Annotated in this window: 13 protein-coding genes; 4 read left to right on the top strand and 9 right to left on the bottom strand. The window is 40.6% G+C overall.

Annotated features, from left to right (window positions below):
• Positions 1 to 18: 18 nt before the first annotated feature.
• From ACTUJY_RS00555 to ACTUJY_RS00575, 5 genes are all read right to left on the bottom strand, one after another.
• Positions 19 to 8,115, bottom strand: coding sequence for a calcium-binding protein (locus tag ACTUJY_RS00555; RefSeq protein WP_463614080.1), 8,097 nt, complete (start codon positions 8,113 to 8,115; stop codon positions 19 to 21).
• A gap of 9 nt (positions 8,116 to 8,124) precedes the next feature.
• The gene (locus ACTUJY_RS00560) at positions 8,125 to 8,823 is read right to left on the bottom strand and encodes a hypothetical protein (protein WP_463614081.1); all 699 of its coding nucleotides are present in this window, start codon (positions 8,821 to 8,823) and stop codon (positions 8,125 to 8,127) included.
• A 260-nt stretch (positions 8,824 to 9,083) separates the two neighbouring features.
• Entirely contained in the window at positions 9,084 to 9,506 is a 423-nt protein-coding gene (locus tag ACTUJY_RS00565; RefSeq protein ID WP_463614082.1) for a hypothetical protein, read from the bottom strand.
• 68 nt (positions 9,507 to 9,574) lie between these two features.
• Positions 9,575 to 10,165: a hypothetical protein gene (locus ACTUJY_RS00570; RefSeq protein ID WP_463614083.1), complete on the bottom strand. Its 591-nt coding sequence runs from the start codon at positions 10,163 to 10,165 to the stop codon at positions 9,575 to 9,577.
• Positions 10,162 to 12,285: a type I secretion system permease/ATPase gene (locus tag ACTUJY_RS00575; protein ID WP_463614084.1), complete on the bottom strand. Its 2,124-nt coding sequence runs from the start codon at positions 12,283 to 12,285 to the stop codon at positions 10,162 to 10,164. Before ACTUJY_RS00575 ends, ACTUJY_RS00570 begins: the two co-directional genes overlap by 4 nt.
• 313 nt (positions 12,286 to 12,598) lie before the next feature.
• Between ACTUJY_RS00575 and ACTUJY_RS00580 the strand changes: the two genes are divergently transcribed.
• Together ACTUJY_RS00580 and ACTUJY_RS00585 are read left to right on the top strand one after the other, a co-directional pair.
• Positions 12,599 to 14,602: a methyl-accepting chemotaxis protein gene (locus ACTUJY_RS00580; protein ID WP_463614085.1), complete on the top strand. Its 2,004-nt coding sequence runs from the start codon at positions 12,599 to 12,601 to the stop codon at positions 14,600 to 14,602.
• 631 nt (positions 14,603 to 15,233) lie between these two features.
• Entirely contained in the window at positions 15,234 to 17,654 is a 2,421-nt protein-coding gene (locus ACTUJY_RS00585; RefSeq protein ID WP_463614086.1) for a ligand-binding sensor domain-containing diguanylate cyclase, read from the top strand.
• Between the two features lie 27 nt (positions 17,655 to 17,681).
• On the opposite strand, the gene ACTUJY_RS00590 is transcribed toward ACTUJY_RS00585, so the two are convergent.
• Positions 17,682 to 18,575: a cation diffusion facilitator family transporter gene (locus ACTUJY_RS00590; RefSeq protein WP_463614087.1), complete on the bottom strand. Its 894-nt coding sequence runs from the start codon at positions 18,573 to 18,575 to the stop codon at positions 17,682 to 17,684.
• A gap of 269 nt (positions 18,576 to 18,844) precedes the next feature.
• Positions 18,845 to 20,524, bottom strand: coding sequence for a peptidylprolyl isomerase (locus tag ACTUJY_RS00595; RefSeq protein WP_463614088.1), 1,680 nt, complete (start codon positions 20,522 to 20,524; stop codon positions 18,845 to 18,847).
• A 93-nt stretch (positions 20,525 to 20,617) separates the two neighbouring features.
• Here ACTUJY_RS00595 and ettA point away from each other — a divergent pair, with 93 nt between their 5' ends.
• A complete protein-coding gene (gene ettA / locus ACTUJY_RS00600; protein WP_463614089.1) occupies positions 20,618 to 22,288 on the top strand; it encodes an energy-dependent translational throttle protein EttA in 1,671 nt (556 codons plus the stop codon).
• 32 nt (positions 22,289 to 22,320) lie between these two features.
• Positions 22,321 to 22,776: a hypothetical protein gene (locus ACTUJY_RS00605; RefSeq protein ID WP_463614090.1), complete on the top strand. Its 456-nt coding sequence runs from the start codon at positions 22,321 to 22,323 to the stop codon at positions 22,774 to 22,776.
• Positions 22,777 to 22,824: 48 nt separating this feature from the next.
• Here the strand turns inward: ACTUJY_RS00605 and ACTUJY_RS00610 are convergent, their stop codons facing one another.
• Both ACTUJY_RS00610 and ACTUJY_RS00615 read right to left on the bottom strand, forming a co-directional pair.
• The gene (locus tag ACTUJY_RS00610) at positions 22,825 to 23,853 is read right to left on the bottom strand and encodes a LacI family DNA-binding transcriptional regulator (protein WP_463614091.1); all 1,029 of its coding nucleotides are present in this window, start codon (positions 23,851 to 23,853) and stop codon (positions 22,825 to 22,827) included.
• Positions 23,854 to 24,115: 262 nt separating this feature from the next.
• Complete coding sequence (locus ACTUJY_RS00615) at positions 24,116 to 24,982, bottom strand: GGDEF domain-containing protein (RefSeq protein ID WP_463614092.1); 867 nt, start codon at positions 24,980 to 24,982, stop codon at positions 24,116 to 24,118.
• Positions 24,983 to 25,136 lie beyond the last annotated feature (154 nt).

Here is a 25,136-nt window from a genome sequence, read left to right on the forward strand (position 1 = left end):
CAATGTGTCGACATGTCGTTATAACATAGTCAACCACTCAAGATCGGATTTTGCCTCACTTTCTGGCTTCATAGTATCAATTGCTGCCGACTTTTCAATCAATGATTTTTCGTGAACAATCATTGATAACGCCGCATCAATATCTGACAAATCCAGTACCTTAATATCAATATTTGGCTCAGTTGGCAGACTTGAAGGTGATGTGAAAATTTCAGTGATGTCAACCGAAAGGTCCGAGTCGTTCATCGACAACATTTTACTTGCTTGAGCTCGCGATTCAATCGCACTAGCAGGTATTCCACTTCCTCCAGACGGTTGAATATAGTCCACTCGATATTCATCACCTAAAAACCAGTTTTCAATAGTTACAGTGTCAGTTGAGTTGTTTATGGATATTAACAGGCTATCGCCTTCTCGCGAAAAGCTCAAACGCTCTTCTGTAATATCACCAGTAAAAATCAACCAGTCGACACCATTTTCACCAACACTATTGTTAATAATGTCTTGACCGGAATTAGGACGAAAGACGTAAATGTCATCACCACTTCCACCGATCAAAAGATCATTACCAGCATCACCGCCCAACTGGTCGGCGCCTTCGCCCCCGAATTGAATATCATCATTTTCTCCACCATCCAGATAATCATCACCAGCGCCACCCGATAAATAGTCATTGCCACCTAAACCGAACAGTTGATCGTTACCTGCCAATCCTTCAAGAAAATCACGCTCATGGCTGCGATACAACTGTTCTGCACTTTCAGTTCCTGTTACACGATGGGTATAGTCATCGGGGTTGGGTTCCTGCCATTCGTTAATATTGCCTACTGGCACTTCATTTCCATCTGAATTATCGGTGTCAGAAGAGTCTCCATTAGAAGGATCAGACTCGCTGATCATCTCATTAATCTGATTGGCAGAAATTCCACCAGAGCCCGCCGGTTGGATAAAATCAACTTGGTTTTCAGCACTTAAGAACCAGTCCTTGATTGTCACTTGATCTTCAGAATTGGAAATAAGAATGACAAGATCATTACCAACTCGGGTATAAGTTAAACGATCACTAGTGATATCTCCGGTAAAAATTAACCAATCCACACCATCATCACCGATCGAGTTATCAATAACATCTTGACCTGATCCCGGACGAAATACATAGATGTCATCACCACTACCGCCGATTAACAGATCATTTCCAGCATCACCTCCAAGCTGATCGTTTCCTGCACCGCCAATTTGAATGTCATCACCAGCTCCGCCATCAAGGTAGTCATTCCCATCGCCTCCATTCAAGTGATCGTTTCCGCCTAGTCCATATAACTGATCATCACCACCTAGACCGTCAATAAAGTCATGATCATTGGAGCGATAAAGTTGTTCAGAGTTATCGGTACCGATCACATGGTTATCGTAATCGGAAGGGCTAGAATTACCAGTATCCGAGCTACCTCCTGATGACGTGTCACCGTCATCAACATCGATCTGGGGTTGAGTCACTTCAACGGAGATTTTTGCTGATTCATTAGCTAATAACTGACCATCAGATACTTCGTATTCAATTACTGCAGTGCCAACAAAACCGTCTGCAGGTGTAAAGTTTAACTCATTTGCCTCCGTGTCCAATTGCAGCGTACCATTTTCGACCCATGGCAATTGAGTGATCGTTAACGAATCACCATTTAAATCTTTATCATTTGCCACAATGTCTTCAATACTTAGCGTTAAACTTTTTCCCGACTCTACCTGGTAGCCGTTATCATCGACTCCTACTGGCGCTACGTTGAAGCGCGAGGGAATAATATTTTCTAATTGAGTTTTACTAAATATCTGACCTTCTATTACCAATGAAATATTATGGTTTAATGTAAAAGGATATTGATCTGAAACTATAGCGTTTTCGATAAAGATACGATCACTTTCGGAGAATTGAATTGTCAAATGATTTAAATCAGATGAGATTTCATATTGGAGTTCACTCTCTTTTAAGTTCAGTGGTAAATTTAGCTCTAAAGACTCAATTCCTCTCCAGCTTCTCTTTATAGCATCAATGCCATCACCCATGTTGAAGAAAAGTCGAGAGTTACCCGCCACATTGATAACATCATTACCAGTTCCACTATAGATCGAATTATCACCTAAACCAGTACTGATGAAATCGTCGCCTGCACCGGCTCTTACAATATCATTACCGCTACCGACATCTATATAATCATTTTTAACAGAACCATAGATTACATCATTTCCCTGAGTACCCGAAATGTCCTTGTTGTATCCGTTGCGAGAACTATCAATAACTTTTCCGTACTCAAAATTACTTAGCTCAAGCACTCGGCGATCCAGCGTTGGCCAGTTTTCCAAATCGATATACGCACCAGAAGTCGTTACTTGCGTCAAATCAACCATAGAGCTGTCAGAAAACTCTAACGATATTTTGTCATTTACTTCACTAGAATAAATGTACTTTCCGTAAAATGAATCAGCAATAATAAAGTTTTCATCACCAGTGCTAACCACCAAATGGTCACCAAAACGATAATAGGAAACTAAAGAAGCATCAACAGTATTGTCTAACTTTATTCTATCTTGACCTTCGACGGATGTTTTCCAAATAATATCATTGCCATGTCCTTTGGAAAACTCAAACACATTAAGCCCCGAATCTCCGCGTAAACTATCATTGCCGATACCTCCATTGAGCAAGTCATTACCTTCTCCACCTAATAAAGTATCGTTTCCTTCGCTGCCAAAAAGTTGGTCATGCCCACGATTTCCCGCAAGATAATCATTACCTATTAGTCCATCAATAACAACATCATTATATGTTAACTGCCAAACACTGTTGTCTGAATCGTCAATAATGTATTCAACTTTGTTTCGGATCAGCTCTCTGTTCCAACGCGTACCGTCAGCAAAAACAAATTCATCCACCGGGTTACGAATCGTATCACCACCAGTACTAAAAAAATGTTCAATGATAATTTCGTCGCTCACATAACCGTAACGCACGTGCAAATGACGAGAGTCATCAGGAGAGCGCACCAGTTTTACATTTTCCGGTGAAATATCTTTACCAAACTTAATTGAGTCAAAATGACTGAATTGTTCACTATCAGTCTCCGGGGTGCGGATAATATCCCGTCCATCACCAATATTAAATTCGAATACATCGTTATCGTGACCGCCGTGCAAGATATCGTCGCCTCTTCCTCCATCGAGACGATCGTTTCCAGCAGTTCCTCGAATCTCATCATTGCCACCCATACCGCGTATGTAATCATCTTCATCCGTGCCATCAATAGTTTCATCTGCACCAGTACCTATATATCCCTTCGACTCATCAACAATTAGATTAAATTGAGTGGTCGCTATATAGCCTTGCGGATCTTTTGCAATTAAAACAATCTCCAAATCACTTACATCTTCCAGTCCTGGAGTGCCAGACAAGGTTCGAGACGCTGCATCGTAAGATAACCACAAAGGCAGTGAACTACCGTCTGATAATCGGAACTCAAACGTTAAAGGATCGTTATTTGGATCAGAAAACAACGTTTCAGAAACAGTAACAGAAAAAGCTTGACCAAGATCAACACTTTGATCGGCAAGACTTTCATTTAACTGAGGTGAACGATTGCCTTCAATACGACTTTCCATATCCAATGCAAAAAGGACCGTGCCATCGGCAAACTCGAATGATTCGATTTTGTAACTTTCCGACTCAAACCAACGAGAAATTAGAAGTGCATCGGCATTATCCGTTGCGTCATTAGGCGTCGCATCGATAGTGATCAACAAACCAGTTGGCTTTTCAAAGATACGCAGCATTTCGCTGGTAATGCCTTCACCAAATATTACTTTATCAGTACCTGACTCATCGAAAATGATGTCTTGCCCGTCTCCCAATTCAAACCGGTAATTATCGTTACCTGCGCCACCCGCAATTTGATCGTTACCGGTACCGGCATAAATACTATCGTCTCCTGCACCGGCATTGATACTATCATTGCCACCTTCAGTTGCGATCGTATCATTGTCAGCAGAAGCATTTATCGTATCTCGATAACTTGACCCAGTAAAAGTTGAAGAAACATCTTTCACATTTCTTAAGTCTACTGACTCGTTATTAAAATTAATCGTATTTAGGTAGGCGTCCTGATTGGCATTGTACCAATTATAAAAGCGAACTTGTTGATAAGGTTGTCCATTGATGGTTACGGTTTCTACAGAGAACATATAACCGGCACCAGACAATGCTTGAGTATCTATCCAGTCATCTGCGGATCCGCTGTAGCGCATCACTAAGGAATTATCTTCGCGTAAATAAGTGATTTCAGAAGAGTCAGCATTCACATTCGCTTCCGTTGTACCACTGCCCCAACCTGATCGGGTATCATCGGGAACAAGGTCGGAAAGCAGTCGACTTAAACTAACATTTCCACCATTCACAAATTCCAAACGCGAAATACTGCCAATACTGGAGTCTTGAATGAAAACTTGATCGCCTGCACCATAGTTAATGGTGACACCATTAGCGATTTCTTTAACTTCGATATTGCCATAGCTGACACCAGCGCCAAACCGAATTGTATTAGCTCCAGAAGCGTCCGAGATACCGGTAAAACCATCACCGATATTGACAATGTAAGTGTCGTTGCCGTCGCCACCAAAAAGTGTGTCGTGCCCGCTTCCTCCAGAAAGCGTATCGTTACCTGCATCACCGTGAACCAGGTCATCACCACTGCCACCCGAAACGCTATCGTTGCCACTGCCACCCCACAATTTATCGTCGCCGGCGCCGCCGATTAGTACGTCGTTACCAATATCGCCTACCAGCTCATCGTTACCGGTACCGCCATCCAAAAAGTCATTCCCTTTTTCACCAAAGAGTTTGTCGTTATCAGCTTTACCGTAGAGTTGATCGTCATCATCGCCACCTTGCAATTCGTCATCACCGGCACCACCGTCGAGATAATCTTTCCCTTTATTACCACCTATAACATCGTTGCCTTCGTCTCCAAAAACACGATCATCTCCACCGTTAGCATCAATACGGTCATTGCCTTTACCACCTCGAATGGTGTCTTTCCCATGAAGAGATTCGGGCAAGTCTTCTGAGTCTCCCCAAATTTCATCGTCATCATCGCCGCCATATAAGGTATCGTCACCACCATAACCAAATATTTTGTCGGCACCTTTACCACCGTCGACAATGTCATTACCGTGATACTCTCTCTCAGTTTCTTGCTTGATTTCGTCGTTTTCTAAATCGTAAGTTCCATCACCGTAGAGTTTATCGTTACCATCACCACCGTAAAGAATGTCACTACCAGCACCGCCAAGTACCCAGTCGTTTCCTTCACCCGCACTCACAGTATCATCTCCGGCATATCTTTTCGCGTTTTCCAGATGAGGCTTCAAGTTCCAGCCTAAAGTCGTTCCCTGTTCCTCATAATATTTCGCTTCCAAAGCACCATCGGCCAAAATATGATCATCACCTTCTCCTCCTTCGATCCGGTCGTTATGTGCTCCTCCATAAATGCGATCTGCTCCAGGACCACCAGCTAAATAATCTTTTCCACGACGACCATGCAGCTCATCATCACCTTCGCCACCGATTAGAGTATCATTATCTTCCTTGTACTCTTCATCGGCGTTGTACTCTTCGAAAGATGCATATTGTGAATCTGATGGCCAGACATCATAATTCACCTCTGCAACCCAGTTATCATCACCGTATAAATAATCGTTACCGCTTCCTCCTTCAAGATGATCTTTTCCTTCGCCACCATGAAGCACATCATTACCGCCATTAGCTTGTATAAAATCATCTTCTTTACCACCAAATATTTCTTCAATTACATCGCCGGCACTACCAATAATGCGATCTTTTCCATCGCTACCAGCAATACTCATTCGATAGGATGTATCATTGACTATATGTTGTGATTCGGTGATTGGATCTCCAGTGTAAGGACGTAAAAAAGCAGGGTAAACTGGTCGTACAAAATTCACATCGCCATTTGCATCATCTTGTGCGATCCGCTCAGCAAGATATTCAAGATTTTCCGGGATTTCACCTTCACTGGTTATGAAATCTCTTATCGACACTTGCCGGGTAGTTTCATCCGTTGGCTCGTCCGTTTCGGTAGGCAAGTTTATACCGAGGTTTCCGTTTTCAAAGTCGCGGATGGTAACGCTGGAAACAACTTTATCATCTTCTTCAAATTCCAGAGTCAGTGTGTTATCTATTAACGAGTAGGTGATGTTCTCGTCTTCATCGTAATAAACCTGCACATCATCACTTTTCTTTTTTGCGCCAGATCCGTCGATAATACTTCCGTTATACTTGATGGTTCCATCGCTATCTCCAAGTGTAACAGCGTTTACTTTTTCGATAACATCATGGCCAGATTCGCTATCGAAAATATATGTATCGTTACCTGCACCTCCATCAAGAATATCATTTCCTTTGCCGCCTTCTAGCTCGTCGTCTCCATTGCCTCCGATAAGTATGTCTGAGCCGTCTTTGCCTTTTAGAATGTCGTTGTCGTTGCCTCCGTCGAGGAAGTCTTCATGATCCGCCCCATTTAAAATATCATCTCCGCTTAATCCATAAGCTCTAAGACTTTTAAAACTAGTACTAATAGAGTTATTTTCATCATTTCCAACTTTAATTACTAAGTCTCCCAGCAAATGAAAACTATCCTGGTTAAGAAGAAGTTCATTGTTACCCTCTATAGATAAAGCAGTATTGCCTATACCGTTAACATAGGAAAATGTTGAATCTCTAGTTCTTGTATCAAGCTTTGCCGTTAATATTCGTGATATATCTAGAACTGCATCAGGACTGTATTCCGATAAGTCAATATCACCGTAATCGAAATCACCTACTAGTGCAAATGGTAACCCTTTATTCGCAGAGTAAATAATAGATTTTTGGTAGTTCTCACCTTGAGAGTATACATCTATTATTTCATCAACACTTTTTGAAGCAAGATCAACAACTACAGCTCTTTCCGAAGTGTTTGAAATCAACTCTAATGAACGTGAAATGCCAGTCCATAAATCAGGGGACGTACTTCCTCCCAGTAATGAATTCAAGCCATTCACAAGCGCTTCCAAGCTATGCCTTTCAATTTTACTTGCTCCGTCAAGCATTGACGAAAATTGACTTAGAGTAAAGCTCTGATCGATTTTTTCAAACAACCATGCAACGGCGAGTGAATCCGATAAACCAACAGAAGAATGATCTGTTCCAGGCATTCCATATTCAATGTTTACAGCATCCCGTTCTCCATATTGAGTAAAGGTTGACGTGCTGGTAACTATTTCTAACCCATCAACAGCAAAAACATTACGAGCTTCTGAAAAATTTGCATACGAACTTACCCCTCCTAGCTTTTCATAAAACTCATCTTCCCTCATTTCAGTTATTGCACCCGGATTTACGTAAATATAAGACAATAGACCTGCTTCACCAGCACTATTATAACCGTAATAATGATTAGCTAGTTCAGGAAAAAGTCGTCCGAAAGCAACAGCTAGATTTCCTCCTAAGCTATGACCTGTTGCATTGAGTCTTTGACTGAATATGTGACTTAGTCCTAAGCCATCATTTTTTAGTGAACTTTCAACCGTTTCGTTAATTACGGTAACAGGTCCACCCATAGGGATACGGTTAACGCTACGAGTATAGTAATCATAATATTGACCTGCGGGAGTTTTAAGTCGGCTAATGAAGTTTTTTAAATCCACCACCTGATTTTTTGGAACGCCGAATCTTACAATACCATCAATATCAGCATCGAGTATGTCATCTGTAAGTCCAGCAGTTCCTCTGGTAGCTAAAATATATTCTGATGAAGACTCCGCATTGAAGTCTCCATTATTCTTTAACTTAAAGATAGTTGCCGAAAACCCTGATTCGGTATCAGGTTGATGATACTCAACCTCAAAGTTTTTTTTAAAAAAGTCAATTTTTTTACGACTAGTATTCCAATCACTATTAGCAAGCAAAGAAGCCTCTGCCTGACTTTCCGTATTACTCCCAAAGTTAAAATCAACATAAGTTGCAACCGACAAAATAGAGTGGATAAACTCTTTTTCTATAATGCCCATATATTTCTCCTAGTTAAAAACTACTTTTCTTAAAAATGAATCTATACCTGACGAATCAATATTCAAACTACACCGGCCAAAATTATAAGGTAGTAAATATGATATTAATGAATTTTGGCTCATATTATGATTCACTGAAGTCCCTCCTGCGATATTTCCATGCTTTTCCAAGTCGTATATATAGTTTTCAGTAATAGTAAACCCAAATTTATCATACCGCTTGGACCACTGAACAAATCTTATACTCCTTATAACTTCTTGATAATCAATAGATAAAAGTTCATTTTTGTAATATGGAAAAACTTCCAGCTCAACTTTTTTCTCTTTAATCATACTTGGATGGAAGTCACGAACACTTTCCTTTAGCCCCACTAAATATTTAAACCCATCTTTACCAAAATAACCAAAACTCTCCTTCCCTTCTGAATTCAACTTATAAGAACTAGCCCATAACTTTGTATCAACAAAAAAAACTTCAGGCTTATTAACCTTACTCTTTGGATAAAAGAGTATATTCTGACTACATTGGTAGTTATAAATACCCAAATGCACCAAATAAATATAGAATGGGAAAGCGCAAAGCACTGCCGTCATAATTAAGCGTTTTAATGAATAAAATTTCTCATTCTTTTCAAAAAAGGCTCCAGAAAAAGCCCACAACCCTATAAATAAAAATCCATAAAAACCAAGTACCAATATACCTATCATACGAGCTCCTAACTCATTAGTTCTTAATAATGCAACCTAAAATTAAGAATATCTTTCAAATACCAAGTTAAGGTAATCAGACAAACTATTTCTAACGTCAATGCTGCTCTAAAAACATTCGTGTAATAAGGATAAATTACAATAAATGCCAAATATAAATATTTTGCACAAGAGACTGGATCATTGGGGGGGGCAGCAACGACGATTTCTAGAATTATCGAACTTGCTCGACCGCGTATCCCAATGAACGCTTTAACTTATTAAAAAGCCTTTGGTTGAAGGCTTAAAAAAAATCGCAAACAACCAACAAAAAGCAGTATTTTACAAATAACAAGGAAAGCCACACTATATTGAGCCAAAACAAAAGATGCGCCTCCACCTTGAATCATAGAAGTAAATATATGCAATACATTCGGTAACAGAATCCCTAAACTCCCGACCAACATCAGATACTTTCCTTCATTATTTTCAGGCAGACGGTTAAATAATGATGACTTTTTATAAAAAACAAAGACAATAATAGCTAGCAAAATATAGTTTATCAGGTACATTAACCCTAAATACAAAGGAGGGTTTCCTTTTAATATCCCGCTATGCATTCCTCCTAGCATCAACTTAGGGACAACTCCCGTTGGTAAAAATAAGGAAAAAAACATCATCATAGAAAAAAATGTAGACTTCATAAAATCAATCTCATTTACAAATTAAACTTAAATTACTGATCTGAAATTAATATCACATTTTATTAACACTACTGCTCACGAGCACTCTCCAAAACAGTTTTCTTTATCGGCGACAAAATAAAATCAATAATTCGTCGCTCGCCAACTTTTGTTTCTGCCGTAACGGTCATACCTTCGACCAACTCAACCGTTTCTCCTTCTACCTGTATGTCATTCGACTTCAATACCACATTGCCGGTAAACAGGTATTGTTTGGTATGCTGAGTAGATGTATCGAACTTGATGGATTTCAATTCACCTTGTAACAAGCCATAACGAGTAAAGCGATAAGCATCTACTTTTAGCGTTACCGGTAATTCAGGCTTTAAAAATCCAATATCTTTGTTTTGGTAGCTTACTATCGCCTTAAATGGAATCTGATTTTCTTCGTTCGGTTTAGGAGGTAGCCGAACCAAATACCCCTGACCAACGACGACAATATCCACTTTACCAACACATGCCCAGGCAACAGCGCTGAAGAATAAAATAACGATACTCCAGGTGACCCATTTTGCGGCTTTATTAGGTGGCGTTTCTGTGACTTCTAATACAGCAGGTAAAAACTCGTACAGTTCTTTACTAGAAAAACCCTGTTTGGCATCTGTATTTGCTATATTCATGCTGTTTGGTATCCATACAATTTGGCGTAATAGCCTTGCTCTGCCATAAGTTTGTGATGATCACCTTGTTCTATTAGCGACCCCCTATCGAGTACATAAATCTTATCGGCATTTCGAATGGTGGATAAGCGATGCGCAATCATTATTACCGTGCGACCTTTACAAATATCTTTTAAGTTATCCTGAATGATGCGTTCCGATTCGTAGTCCAGCGCACTGGTAGCTTCATCAAAAATTAAAATATCGGGATTGGTAAGTAGCGCTCGGGCAATCGCAATTCGTTGCCGCTGGCCACCCGAAAGATTACGCCCGTATTCACCAACCATGGCGTCATAACCATTTGCCAAACCAATAATAAACTCATGGGCTCCTGCTAATTTTGCTGCTTCGGTTATTCGATCCATAGATGCCGTAGGATCACCAAAAGCAATATTTTCTTTGATGGATTTATTAAAGAGAAAGTTTTCTTGCAAAACAACACCAATCTTTCGTCGTAAATAAGCAGGATCGATAACGGCTAAATCGACACCGCCAACTGTGATCTTTCCCTTTTCTGGTAAATAAAGCTTTTGAATCAGTTTAGTAAGAGTGCTTTTACCAGAACCAGAACGACCTACAATTCCTACTACGGTTCCGCTATTAATGGTTAAGTCAATGCCTTCCAATACACGCGGTGTGTCGGCCTGATATCGAAAACTCAAGTCTTTAAACTCTATATCCCCTTTCAAGTTGACTCCGGTTGCTTGCGCACTAGTCAACGTAGGCTCTTTTGGTGAGTTTAATATGTCACCAAGCCGATCGATGGATACTCGAGCCTGTTGAAAATCCTGCCATACCTGAACCAAGCGAAGAATTGGTCCAGATACTCGGCCTGCAAACATATTAAATGCAATCAATTGCCCCATGCTGATTTGCTGCTCAATCACCAATCGTGCACCGATCCATAGTATTAACAATGTAGTTAACTTATTGATAAAACCTGCGGTCTGATTTGCTATATTTCCAAGGTTTGTCGTTTTGAAAGAAGAAACAACATACCGTGCAAGTTGTTCCTCCCATTGGCGTTTCACTTTGGGCTCTAAGGCCAGAGACTTTATAGTCTCTATTCCATTAACACTTTCCGTTAAAAATGCTTGATTCGCTGCACCGTACTTAAACTTTTCATCCAAACGCCGTTTTAATATAGGGGTGATCACCGCACTCAATATCACATACAAAGGGATCATTAAGGCAACGATTGTAAATAAAGTAGTACTGTAGTAATACATGATGGCAAAAAAGACAAAGCTAAATAGCAAATCGATTACCAGAGTTAAAGAAGTACCGGTAATAAAATTTCGAATACTGTCCAACTCTTTAACTCTCGCGACAATATTACCTACCTGGCGCGACTCAAAAAACGCAATAGGTAGCTTTACCAAATGACTAAATAATTTACTGCCCAACTCTACATCGACTCGATTAGTCGTATGTGAAAAGAGGTAGGTTCGAAGCCCAGTTAGAACGATTTCAAAAATTGAGACGATCAATAAGCCGATGCAGAGCACATCAAGCGTAGTTATGCTCCTATGAACCAATACTTTATCAATCACCACCTGAAAAAATAAAGGAGAAGCAAGAGCTAATACCTGAATGGTAAAAGAGGCAATAAGTACCTGAGTTAGCAGCTTTTTATACTTAGCCAGAGAAGGAATAAACCAGGAGATATCAAACTTTTCTTTTAAGCTTTCGAGCGATAACTGGCGTTTAAATAAAATAGTTCGGCCAGAGTAAAGCTGCTCAAATTCAGAATGAGTGAATGCTTTAACAGAAGACTCTCCATATTGTTGAATTATAATTTGGTCGTCAGTACATCGAACAAGGATGACATACTCACCGGAATCTAATAATCCAACACAGGGAAACAATTCGTTTCGAAAATCTTTTAGTGTCAAAGACTTAACACTAGCTTTTAATCCAGCTTGTTTACTTAATTGGAGTATCTCATTTTGCCCTATCGAACGAATGGAAATACCATGTTCTTCAGCGGTACACTCTACGGAGGTACTTATATCGAAATATTTAAATATCACCGCTAAGCAATAAGCGGGAGATAAACCACTGTCTATTCGTGCGTCCATAAAATAACGATCTTAATCCAGTACTTCAAAAACGGAGCGCGATAATACATAACGAGATAAAAAACATTTAGGGAATTATTCACATTTTCGAGCCATATAACTACTTTTGAGATACTTCGCACGCTTTTTAAATTTCGCTTAAGCACCGTAATGAATAAAAACCATAATCTAATAGTTTCCATCACTTCCACGGTTTACCTTTAAAACCGATAGAAATGACCTATGATTAAGCTAAAACATTGAGTTAAATTAACCACTTACTCGCAAATTACTGGTAGTACAACGTCAATACCAGGCAATTTTGAGGCGAAGAATGAAAATTACCGTTGGAAAAAAGCTCGGCGGTGGGTTTTTCCTAATTACCGTTATGCTTCTGATAGCTGGAGGTATTGGCTTTAATGGTGCCGTTAAACTCGGTGAAAATATTGACTATATCGCTCAAGATGCCCTACCAACCGCACAAGGCAGCAATACTCTATCGTTAGCAATTCAAAAACAAACGGCCTTAACGAATGCTGCAACGGCTACCGCTGAAGTTTCTAGTTCAGAACTCTTAGAGTCCATAAACCATGAAAAACAAAAAGCCGAAAAAGTTCTTCAAATTGTTAGGCTGTCAAAACTCATCTTAAAAAAAGACGCGAAAAAGCTCGAAGACAATTACGAAAATTATATCTCGATGCAGAATCAACTGCTCAGCAGCCACCAACAATATTCCAACGCCTATCAAAAAACACTGGAAGGATTTACAACATTCGACGCCTTTATGAATCGTTTATCCGATTACATCAACTCCCTTTTTTTACTTGAAAACATCGACCAGGGTACTAAGTGGGAACTCGCAAAATCATTTTTTAGGGCTAATGTTGCACTAAAAACACGCTTTTATTATTTACAGCGATTACTCGGTGGTGAAAATAACGAGATTACCCAACAAGGACTTCGTACTTCATGGATCAATTTAGATGATGAAACAGAGCAACTGATAGACGTTGAACCTATGGAAGAAGAAGTCGATTCCGGTGTCTATGAAGGACAAGTTTGGGCCGATGTCATGTCGGAGCTCGTTGGAAATCATAAATCGCTTTTTGATGCGCTCTTAACAAGTTTTGAGCATTTTAATAATATCAAACAAAATTATGAGCAAGCGGAGAGTAGCTTACTGGAGGTCAGCCAGTCTATTTCACAAAAAATCGAGCAGGCCGTCAGCGAGCAAACTCAATCAGCAACAGAAACCAAGCGTAACGTTTACAGTACCATTATCGTTTCCATCATTATCGGAGTTACAATCGCTGTGTTTGCGACCGCTTTTGTTTTGATGACCGTTGTCAAACCTATCGTATATGCCGGCCAACGGATGGAAAATATTGCAGTTGGTGAAGGCGATTTAACGGTTCAACTGCCTGTTAAAGGAAATGATGAAATCACAGCGCTTGGTAAGCATTTCAATGTTTTTGTTGGAAAAATAAAAGCGTTAATCGAAACGATGGTCAATTCCGCAGGTGAACTTTCTAAGTCCGCCAGCACACTGGCAACCGTATCGCACAAAACCAGTAACGCTGCTGAACAGCAAAAATCGGGGAGCGAACAAATTGCAACCGCGTTGTACCAACTGGCGGCTACAGCAAAAGAAGTTTCCAAAAATACCAATGATGCAGAATCCATAGCAACACATGCAAATTCTCGAGTACATCAATGTCAAGTTGCAGTTGAGGAAAATAAAGGAGCCATCAATGCTTTATCCAACGATATTTTTCAAGCAGAACAAGTGATCCATCAGCTTGTGAAAGAAAGCCAGTCTGTAGCCAATATTCTTAATGTGATAAAAGGCATCGCAGAGCAAACTAACTTACTTGCATTAAACGCAGCGATTGAATCGGCTCGAGCAGGTGAGCAAGGGCGAGGGTTTGCGGTTGTCGCTGACGAAGTAAGAACATTAGCGCAACGAACACAGCAATCAACGACTGAAATACAGCAGGTTATTGAGAGTTTACAAGGTCAATCAAATGATGCGGTAACCGTGATGTCATCGAGTCGAGAAAGAGCCGAAGAAAGCGTCAACAAAGCGAATCACATTTACGATTTATTAAAGGAAGTGACTCAAGAAGTTAACAAAGTAGCTAATATGAATACACAAATTTCTGTTGCCGCCGACGAACAAGAGTCTGTAACAGAAAAAGTTACTCAACAAGTTAGTGAAATTAGTCATTTATCGGAACAAACAGCCCATGATGCTAATGAAACGTTACAAACCAGCCAACGAGTAACACAATTGGTGAACGAAATTAAAGCACTCACATCAACGTTTAAACTCATCTAAACCGCCTAAGGAGCTGATCCATCTCCATTGATTAATCACATCTATGCGCTATCGATTCAATATAATTTGATACTTCAATAGGAACCGTTTAGTACGAACAATGAGTTACAGGATTAAATTTTTGTTGAGTAATGAATAGGTTATTGAGTCTCTGATTTAAGCATTAATTAAATAATAGCGTAATCTTAAGCTTTAGATAGAATCAGGATTTCTATTCGTAGAATAAGCTATAATAGCCAAGTTAAACTATGGATTTAAAATGGCAAATACGCTCGCTATAGATACTGTAAACAGAGGTGACGGTTTACCGACTCATCAAATACACTCGCTTTGTTTCGCGGAGCGCCAAATATGGTTAGCAACACCTAATGGACTCGCAATTTATAACGGCGAATCCATAAATGTTCTCAATCAAGAGCAAGGTTTACTCACTCATGGGCTTCGTTCTGTTCGAGTTATCAATGAGTCTGTTATCATTTGTTCGGATCGAGGTATTGACTGGCTCAATATCAAATCGCAAAAAGTTACAGCCTCAATAGACACAACCTCAATAGGATTAGGTTGGTGCGACTCAATTGCACAATGCGAACCAGATAGCTATTTAGTCGCTTGCGCAAATGGTTTGGTTAAATTGCATTTTGAATCCAATAATAGTCCAAGCATTGAAAAGTTAATTGAGTCGGAACAAACATCCCATGTAACACAGCTAAGCTCAGAAAATATCATTTTTCATAGCTCCTCTGAAGAGCTTTGGAGTTATAACCAGCATAAGTTGAAACCACTCCAAATAAAAGAGGCTAGCGATTTTGGTTCGTTCATCAATATTACGCAGTCAGGTTCTGAGTTTATTATTTTATTTGAACTTGGCTTTATACTACTCGATAATAACTCGATCGTTCAAAAATCAGTCTACCTACCCAAAAACATCGAATCCCCTTATGCCATCATTCATATGAATAATGATGATTATCTACTCGCTTTATCCGATAAATTAATAGGACTAACCGTCGTTAACAATCAAATTCAGCATATAAGTACTGTTCTACAGGATATTAGAGTAAACCATATGGTTAAAGATCAAGAGAACCATATTTGGTTAGCAACGGAGCAATCGGGTTTAGTTAAAATATCCGCAATTAACAACTCCATCCAATACATTACAAGCAATAAAAACAACTCTATATTGAGTGTTAACCAATCAAAAACGGGGATATTAGTTGGAGGAAACCGTAAAAGTTTTTACATCTCACATAAAAACAACAAAGTCACTAAAATTCCGACTCTTAATAATTATTCTGTCTGGGATTTACAATATTACAAGGAATTAAATTATGTTGCAGCCACCCAAAAAGGTGTATTGTTATTTAGCTCTATTCGAGACACAAAAGTGCGACTCATTTCCCCGTCTAATTGCGGCCCAGCTCGATGCCTTTACTATATAAAACCAATGCTTTTTTTTGGAACAGTATCTGGATTATACATTTTCGATGCAAGCCTAAATACCTGTCGGGAGATATTGGACAGCGAAAACATATCATTAGGATACGTCTACACATTACGAGTAAAAGACAATGGTACTTTATTTGTTTGCACACTGGGTAGAGGTTTATGGCTACTGAGTATTGACTCTTTAGCGGTTAAGCCAGCTATTACAAACACCACATACCATAATGTGTACGACGTATATTCAATAGGCAAAAATCACATAATTATTGCAACCAACAATTGCATCATCGAACAAAAAAACGGAACATTGAACACTGTATACCAAAGTGAAAGCAGTGTCGCAGCTTGGAGCTGTTGTATGCTCGATAACTCCACCTTACTTCTTGGTGCGCCAAATGGACTGATTATTTACAATGTAAAACATAAAAGTTCAATCACAATCGATCGCATTCCAGTAGATACTTTTTGGGAATTTACAACCAGCCGAAGCTTACTGACTACTGATAAAAATATTGTTTGGTGTGGGTTAAACGACTCACTAACCAGAGTGGATATCCAGCAGCTACTGTCATCGTTACCCAGCATTCATCCCGAAGTGGTTGCTATTAGTTGCAATCAAGCGCATTCATGGGAAAAAAGAGAGCTAAAGCTCACTGAAGGCGAGTGGCTACTTCAAATTACACTGTGCAGCTTTTGGTACTGGACAAAAAAAATGTTTAAATACCAATATCGCCTTATCGGCTTAACTCGCAAATGGACCAGTGTTAATGGGAGTAAAATCATCCTTACCACATTACCTCCTGGCGACTATATTTTAGAAGTTAGAGTAAGCGGTCCCTTCGTCAAAAGCTCCAAAGCTCAGCAGGTTTTATCCATAGTGGTTTCAGCCGGCTCTGCGATTGCTAAAGTTACTCAAAAAGCCAAAAGATCGATCGTACAAACTTTTAACACCATTATCCAAACAAAAGAGCTATTAAAAGTAAAGCGAAGATTCAATGCTCTTGAAGCACTCGTTGAACAAAGAACACAACAATTATCGGTTGCGAATAATAAATTAATGGAAGCAAATAAAGCATTGAAGCACCTCTCGATAAAAGACCCGCTCACCTCCGTTTTTAATCGTCGTCATTTTATTGAAGAGCTTGACAAAGAAATCCGCCGTGCGATGCGTCAAGAAAGCAGTATTGGTTTACTCATGATTGACGTTGACCATTTTAAGCTTTTTAATGATAATTATGGCCACTTAGAAGGCGATGAGTGTTTAAAAGCAGTCGCAAGTGCACTCGTCTCTTGCTGTCATAGAAGTGGCGAATTCGTTGCTCGTTATGGTGGAGAAGAGTTCATTATTACTATTACAGAGACATCACCAAACGAATTGAAAAAAATTGCAGATAACTGTGTAAACGCCATTCGAAACCTTAACATTGAACATAAATCCTCAACGACTGACAAAAATGTGACCATCAGTGTTGGCTACAGTACTCTACTTCCTGAATATCACAACGATAAAAACGAATGGATGGCTTACCGACAAAATCTGATAGCTAAGGCAGATGAAAATTTATACCAAGCAAAGAGTAGTGGTAGAAATAGATCGTTTGGATAAGATTTCAGAAAACGACATCGTTATCAGTTACTTTTTCTCTAACGTACTGCTACAATAATCCATTTCAAACTGTACCGTTGCATGTGTGATATTGAACTCTTTTTCGAGCGTTGAATGAACTCTTTTGAGTAAATCATCGAGCTTATCCAACGAATCGACTTTAATATGCAAAGTCATTAACACTTCTTCATTGTTTAAGCTCCACGTGTGTACGTGGTGTACGTTTTCTACTTGCGAAAATTTTTTTTCTAAATGTTCTTTAACTTCGGAAACATCAATATGTTGCGGCACACCTTCTAATAATATATGTACAGAGTCTTTAATCAATAATACGCCACTTCTTAGCACAAGAGCCGCAACAACCAATGAAAGTGCAGGATCGATCCAAAGCCAACCTAAAAAATAGATAACAACTCCGGCAACTATAGCTGCAACCGAACCCAGCAAATCACTCAGTACATGTACTAACGCCCCCCGTATGTTTAAATTATGGTGTTCACCCGAATGCAGCATTTTAAATGCAACGATATTGACGATTAAGCCAATGCTTGCAATCAGCAACATTAAAGGAGCGTCAATATCGCGTGGCGATTGAAATCGTTCTAAGGCTTCGAACAGGATCCAAAGCACGATAAGACAAAGAAAAATGCCATTCAAAAAAGCCGCTATGACTTGATAACGTTGATGACCGTACGAGTGTTCATCATCTGGAGGTTTTCTTCCTGCAATGAAAGCGGCCCATGCCATACCTAAAGCCGCAGCATCGGTGAGCATATGGCCGGCATCCGCTAACAGCGCCAAGCTTCCAGAAAGCCATCCACCAACAGCTTCCACCAACATAAAAGTAAAAATGATCATAAAAGACCACTTGAGTACCTTTTCATTGTGTCGGCGCTGATTTGTATGTGCGTGTATTTTCATTTAAGTTCTAAGTTCTAAGTTCTAAGTTCTAAGTTCTAAGTTCTAAGTTCTAAGTTCTAAGTTCTAAGTTCTAAGTTCTAAGTTCTAAGTTCTAAGTTCTAAGTTCTAAGTTCTAAGTTCTAAGTTCTAAAAAGGATGTTGTCCACACTCTGCCATGTCAACTTTACTTCTGATTTTCTTACTACTTATCACTTATTGCTTATTACTTAGTACTTAGTGCTTAGTGCTTAGTGCTTAGTGCTTAGTGCTTAGTGCTTCGCATTTAGCATTCAGTAGGTATCAAAAACCAGTGCATCAACAATCCAATCTCCCATTTGAATACGTTGAGCATACTCCCAACCTTTGGTCACTTTCCCAAATACAGTATAGCGTCGATCCAGATGAAGATTGGGCGCGAGGTTAATAAAAAATTGCGCACCACCTGTGTCTTTACCGGTAGTCGCCACGCCAACCGTACCAGGTTGATGCGAAATTAAATTTAATTCTTCTCGGATTGCATAACCGACGCTGCCAGAACCATCAGCATGTCTCTCTCCACCCTGCGCTACGAAATTTGGGATCACTCGTGAAAAAACACTGCCATGGTAATAACCGTCACGAATGAGCTGAACAAAATTATGTGCGGTGAAAATCGCTTGGTCGTTTAAAGTTATTTCAAACTCTCCTCGATTGGTTGTTACACGAATTCGCATCCCTATTGCTTTTACCGCTGTATCAAAATCAGGAGAAGGTATTGGAATAGCTTTTGATTCCTTGTTCGATTGTATACTGGGGCTATCCATGAGTTGACGAATGACGTAAGGATCATTATCTGCGGTGAGTTGTTTCATTAGGTCTTTATTAGACTTATTTGACTTCCGTAATAATGAGAGTGCTTTTACTTTTAACCAACGAGACTTTTCTACCGTGATTGTTTCAATCAAGCTTTCAATTTTATCCGGGTGAAATTCTGCAAGATGATCCAATGCAATACCCGTGAGCCAATCATTGTTACGTTCTGAAACCGAGTACAACGCTCGCGCTTTTATTTTACCATTAGCCTTCGGTAATAAACTTTCAAGCGCAACGGCAGCTACTGCACCTTCACTTTCCAAAAACACGCTAAGCATCGGATCAGCAATCAAATTGTTATCGGCAAAGTCGGCTAATGCTCTTAACGATGCTACGACCAAGGGTTGCTCTTCGCTCGATAACAGAGGTAATAACGATAGCGAATGTCGTCGATCCGTTCGGCGAGACCAAGTTTTAATTAACAGTGCTTTTGCCCGAATGTGTTTTGCGTCATCAATAGTGTTGATTAAAGCTCGTTCAGAATAAAAAGCGTCTACGCCAGAAAGCCTTGATAACGCAAAAGCCGCTTGTACCGATGAAAAATTGTCTTCAGTTGAAAGTTTTAACAATGAAGGATAATTGACTTCTGCTTTCAAAGACGCACTGTCATGCCAGGTAAACAGTAATCCGATGGCTTGTGCCGCATATCCCGACGTTGGAGCATGAGCTAACGCGTTATTTAACACAATTAATGCTCCTTCTCCTCCCAAATTGCCAATAGCCAATAAAATTTCTTGCTGAACGGTAATATGCGTTTCTTTTTGCAACGCTAATATTAATTGGGGGAGCTGCTTCGGGTCTTCAGCAATACCTAAGGCCATAGCTGCAGTTCGACGCACTTCGAACTTTGGATCGTTTAAATATTCTACAATTATGGCGGCCGCTTTATCGCCCCCGATTCTCCCCAAACTTAATACCGCTGCACGACGATCAGCAAAAGATTCAGATTTTAAAGCAGGCACGAATTTTTCTAACTCAATCTCGCGTTGATCCGCCAATTGATAGACATTTGACGTTAAAAAGGAAAGATTTTCATTTCGGCACCCTGTTAAGGCCAAGGTCGAAATCAATATCACCCAACCAAGTTGAGATAATGTTGTTGTTTTTCTTGAGCTCAAAGCTTGGCCCTCTATATTTTGTTCAACCACTGACAGATTATCGCCAGAGCTGCTAAAATTAGCGCAATTTTTTTGACTGGTGAAAAAACAAATATGGCACAGTTTATTTATACCATGAATCGGGTGAGCAAGGTGGTGCCCCCGAACAAAACCATTATTAAAGACATTTCCCTTTCTTTTTTTCCCGGCGCAAAAATCGGCGTGCTCGGGCTTAACGGCGCTGGTAAGTCCACCGTTCTGCGCATCATGGCAGGCGTCGATACCGAATTCGATGGTGAAGCACGGCCACAACCGGGCATTAATATCGGCTATTTACCGCAAGAACCTCAGCTAGACGAAAGCAAAGATGTACGCGGCAACGTTGAAGAAGGTTTGGGCGAGGTAAAAATCTGGCTCAAACGCTTTGAGGAAGTCAGCAATGCCTTTGGCGAACCCGATGCCGACTTTGATGCCTTACTTGCGGAACAAGCCGAGTTACAGGATAAAATTGAAGCCGCTAATGGTTGGGAGATTGATCGCACACTGGATCGCGCAGCCGACGCGTTACGTTTGCCGCCTTGGAATGCAGAAGTAAAGCATTTATCCGGTGGTGAAAAGCGACGGGTTGCTTTGTGTAAATTACTCCTGTCGAAGCCCGATATGTTATTACTCGACGAACCCACCAACCACCTCGACGCCGAATCTGTTGCTTGGCTGGAGCGCTTTCTGCACGACTTTACCGGTACCGTGGTCGCCGTAACCCATGATCGTTACTTCCTCGATAATGCGGCCGGTTGGATATTGGAACTTGATCGCGGTCATGGCATTCCATGGGAAGGAAACTACTCTTCCTGGTTAGAGCAAAAGCAAAACCGTCTGGAGATGGAAGAGAAGCAGGAAACGGCGCATCGTAAAGCCATGAAAGAAGAGCTTGAGTGGGTGCGCTCGAACGCGAAAGGGCGTCAAGCGAAAAGCAAAGCGCGTATGCAGCGCTTTGAAGAGCTGTCATCACAAGAGTTCCAAAAACGAAATGAAACACGCGAACTTTATATTCCACCCGGTCCACGACTAGGTAGCCATGTTATTGAAGCGCAAAATGTACAAAAGAACTTTGGCGATAAAGTACTGTACAGCGATCTTAACTTCCGCTTGCCACAAGGGGGCATCGTCGGCATCATCGGACCAAATGGTGCGGGTAAATCCACACTCTTCAAAATGTTGATGGGCTTAGAAAAACCAGATGCCGGTGAAATCAGTATTGGTGAAACCGTTGAGCTTGCCTATGTCGATCAATCGCGAGATGCTCTCGACGGCAATAAAACCGTGTGGGAAGAAATTTCGGATGGTTCCGACAATATTACGGTTGGCAACTACACGGTGCCTTCACGAGCTTACGTTGGCCGGTTTAACTTTAAAGGATCGGATCAACAAAAATTCATCAAAGATCTCTCAGGCGGTGAGCGCAACCGGGTACATCTTGCAAAACTGCTACGTTCTGGCGGCAATGTACTATTACTGGATGAACCGACCAATGACCTGGATGTAGAGACATTGAGAGCGCTGGAAGATGCGTTGTTGGCATTCCCCGGTTGTGCTGTGGTAATCTCGCATGACCGCTGGTTCCTGGATCGCATTGCAACGCACATTCTGGCTTTTGAAGGAAACAGTGAAACGGTATGGTTTGAAGGAAACTATGCTGAGTACGAAGCCGATCGCAAACGACGGTTGGGTGCTGATGCCGATCAACCACATCGTATCAAATACAAAAAGATGGGTAATGACTGATTACAATAACGAAAACTGACAGGAGACGTTAAATGGAAATGTCCGAACAACAAATCATGGCTATCATGGCTGGTATGGGTACCGTTTTTTTTGTCATACTCGGTGTCATACTTGTCATTTATATACTGTTTTTGGTCAGCTTATACAAAGCGCTGGAAAATGCAGGCGAGGAAAATCGCGCAATGCAACCGGGGTTAGTGTTTTTGAATTTGATCCCGATTTTTAACTGGGGGTGGATGATCTACACAGTGATTAAAGTTGCCGAAGCCATAACACGTAAGCATCAAGCCCATGGGGTGGAAGATAATGGTGAGGGAGCAAAAACCATTGGCCTTGTGTTCGCCATTGCCAATGTTTGCCAGATTATTCCTGTCGTTAATATTATTGCTTTCTTTGTTGCACTCATTTGTTGGATCATCTACTGGGTGAAAATTTCAGGTTATAACTCAGTCATGCCCAACTTACCGCAATCGGAAAGTGCAGCTTAATAACTTTTTAATAAAGCCATCTGTTGTCATTTCAGGTGGCTTTCCTAGTTAGCCCTTTACCGCTGCGGTTGAGTCTCTCACTACTAATTCCGGGCAAAAACGAACACTTTGTTCAGTAGAGTCTTTTTTCGATTTATTCTGCAATTTATCAATTAATAAGGCCGCAGCAGTCTGAGCGATCGTTTCGTTCGGTTGATGTGCAGTCGTTAATTTAGGCCAAGTTTGACGCGAGAAAGGACTGTCTTCAAACCCGACAATGGACAGTTGTTGTGGGATCTCCACGCCAGCCAACCGCGCTGCAAATAAAGCACCCGCCGCCATTTCGTCATTACTGGCGAAAATCGCCGACGGTGGCTTTTTACGTGCTAACAATTTTTTTGCACCTGCTACCCCCGAGTCGAACGAATACTCACCTTCGATTATCAACGACTTACTCATACGAATTCCGTTTTCTTCCAGTGCATCTTGATAACCTGCCAACCGTTCGCCAGTCGATTTATGTTCTTGTCCACCGCATAAAAAGCCGATACGAGAATGCCCGAGTTCAATCAAATGTTGAGTAATATGATAGGACGCAGTTCGGTCATCGACTAATACGCAATTGATGTTTTGCTTATCGACTTTTGAGCCGGAAACAATGCGCACAAATTGAATATCCAACTTATTTAGCGCTTTTTCGACAGTTGGCATTTCCGAATAAGGCGGTGTTAACACCAGTCCAGCGATCCGAGAATGTTTAACTAGCGATGAAATTTCTTCGATAAATTTATTTTCCGAAGGCTGACAGGGATGGATCAGCAATTCGTATCCGCGTTTGCGACACTCCGACAATATCCCTTTTTGCATATCTATCACGTAATAAGCATTGGGATTGCTGTATACGAAACCAATAATATACGACCGGGTGCTGGCAAGGTTACGCGCGGCCTGATTGGGTTGGTAATTCAGGTCTTTTACTGCTTCCATCACTTTATTGAAAGTATCTTGCCGTACAGATGGTTCTTTATTGATCACCCGCGATACCGTTTTCATAGAAACACCAGCTCGCTTGGCAACGTCATTAATGGTTACACTCATAAAATAATTTCAGTTCTTGTTATTTAATTATTGGTACTCATGTACAACACACAAAAGCCAGCTCAAGATAAGAAAATTGAGTTACTAACGCAGAGTTCGTTTTATTTGGCCGTCAATGAAACGTTTCCTATTTGCAACAGCAAAAAGTCACTTCTGGTTTAGCAAAATTTAAGCAATTATCGAAAATGTTATCCATTGGATACTTATCTCCAATTCGTCTTACCCGCCATTAAATCACGATACGGTTCATTTGTCAGCGTTGTCATGTTTCAACCGGCGGCTGGTAAAGTGTTACGCGATCCCGACCATTTTGCTTACTGAGATATAATGCGTCATCTGCCCTATTTATGCAGGTATGAACATCCCAATTTCCACGCTCAATATCACACACTCCCAGAGATACCGTCACTAATAACGGCTGCTGCTGTTCACCAAAATAAATGATGGGTGACGCCCGCAGCACTGTTCTTATTTTTTCAGCCAACTGTAGGGCTCCATCAGCATCGGTTTCCGGTAATAAAACAATAAACTCTTCACCCCCCCAACGTGCTAGACGGTCTTGCGCCCGAATCAACCGCTTGGTCAAGTTTGCGACATTCACCAACACATCATCGCCACAGTCGTGGCCAAAATTGTCATTAATCGATTTAAAATAGTCGATATCAAACAATATAACGCTAAATCCGATTCCACTTCGATTGGCTCGAGCAAATTCACTTTGAGTAACTTCATTAAAAGCGCGCCGATTAAATAACGAAGTTAAAGGATCGATTCGTGCAATAGCGGTCATCTCTTCCAACGCTTTATCTAATGCTTGCTTGTTGTCCGCAATTTCACGTTGGGCTTTTTGTAACAAACGAAATCGATCCAAAACCAGATACAGTGCGACTATAAACAACACTGCCATTACAGCGATATAGAATCGCTCTTTATTTTCATTAGCTCCACTGCTCAATTGAACAGGTTCATCTGTTTCGGTTGACACTGAATTCACGTCAAATAAGACATTGCTTTGCTGAAAGTCCGCAACTTGGAGCCAATCAACCACAGCCCAGTGCATCTGCTGAAAAGGAGCTTCGTCTATCGGTAACCTTTTACAAACATCCGTTTCGGCTATATCCAGCGACATAACCAACCAAAATTGAATGAAACAGCTCAATAAACAATTCATTGATGCGGTGTACCGCTCCAGATGCTCTACTTGTTTCAACAGCAAAAACAAAAATATGAATGGTGGAGAAACACGAACGTTTGAGACTATCTCAATACTATAGGATATTTGA

It is taken from the genome of Pleionea sp. WD8-19, assembly GCF_055326765.1.

Bases quoted from the DNA above. Each gene is read 5' to 3' on its own strand.
- ACTUJY_RS00555 (WP_463614080.1), bottom strand. From the start codon at position 8,115: ATGGGCATTATAGAAAAAGAGTTTATCCACTCTATTTTGTCGGTTGCA.
- ACTUJY_RS00560 (WP_463614081.1), bottom strand. From the start codon at position 8,823: ATGATAGGTATATTGGTACTTGGTTTTTATGGATTTTTATTTATAGGG.
- ACTUJY_RS00565 (WP_463614082.1), bottom strand. From the start codon at position 9,506: ATGAAGTCTACATTTTTTTCTATGATGATGTTTTTTTCCTTATTTTTA.
- ACTUJY_RS00570 (WP_463614083.1), bottom strand. From the start codon at position 10,165: ATGAATATAGCAAATACAGATGCCAAACAGGGTTTTTCTAGTAAAGAA.
- ACTUJY_RS00575 (WP_463614084.1), bottom strand. From the start codon at position 12,285: ATGGACGCACGAATAGACAGTGGTTTATCTCCCGCTTATTGCTTAGCG.
- ACTUJY_RS00580 (WP_463614085.1), top strand. From the start codon at position 12,599: ATGAAAATTACCGTTGGAAAAAAGCTCGGCGGTGGGTTTTTCCTAATT.
- ACTUJY_RS00590 (WP_463614087.1), bottom strand. From the start codon at position 18,575: ATGAAAATACACGCACATACAAATCAGCGCCGACACAATGAAAAGGTA.
- ettA (WP_463614089.1), top strand. From the start codon at position 20,618: ATGGCACAGTTTATTTATACCATGAATCGGGTGAGCAAGGTGGTGCCC.
- ACTUJY_RS00605 (WP_463614090.1), top strand. From the start codon at position 22,321: ATGGAAATGTCCGAACAACAAATCATGGCTATCATGGCTGGTATGGGT.
- ACTUJY_RS00610 (WP_463614091.1), bottom strand. From the start codon at position 23,853: ATGAGTGTAACCATTAATGACGTTGCCAAGCGAGCTGGTGTTTCTATG.
- ACTUJY_RS00615 (WP_463614092.1), bottom strand. From the start codon at position 24,982: ATGTCGCTGGATATAGCCGAAACGGATGTTTGTAAAAGGTTACCGATA.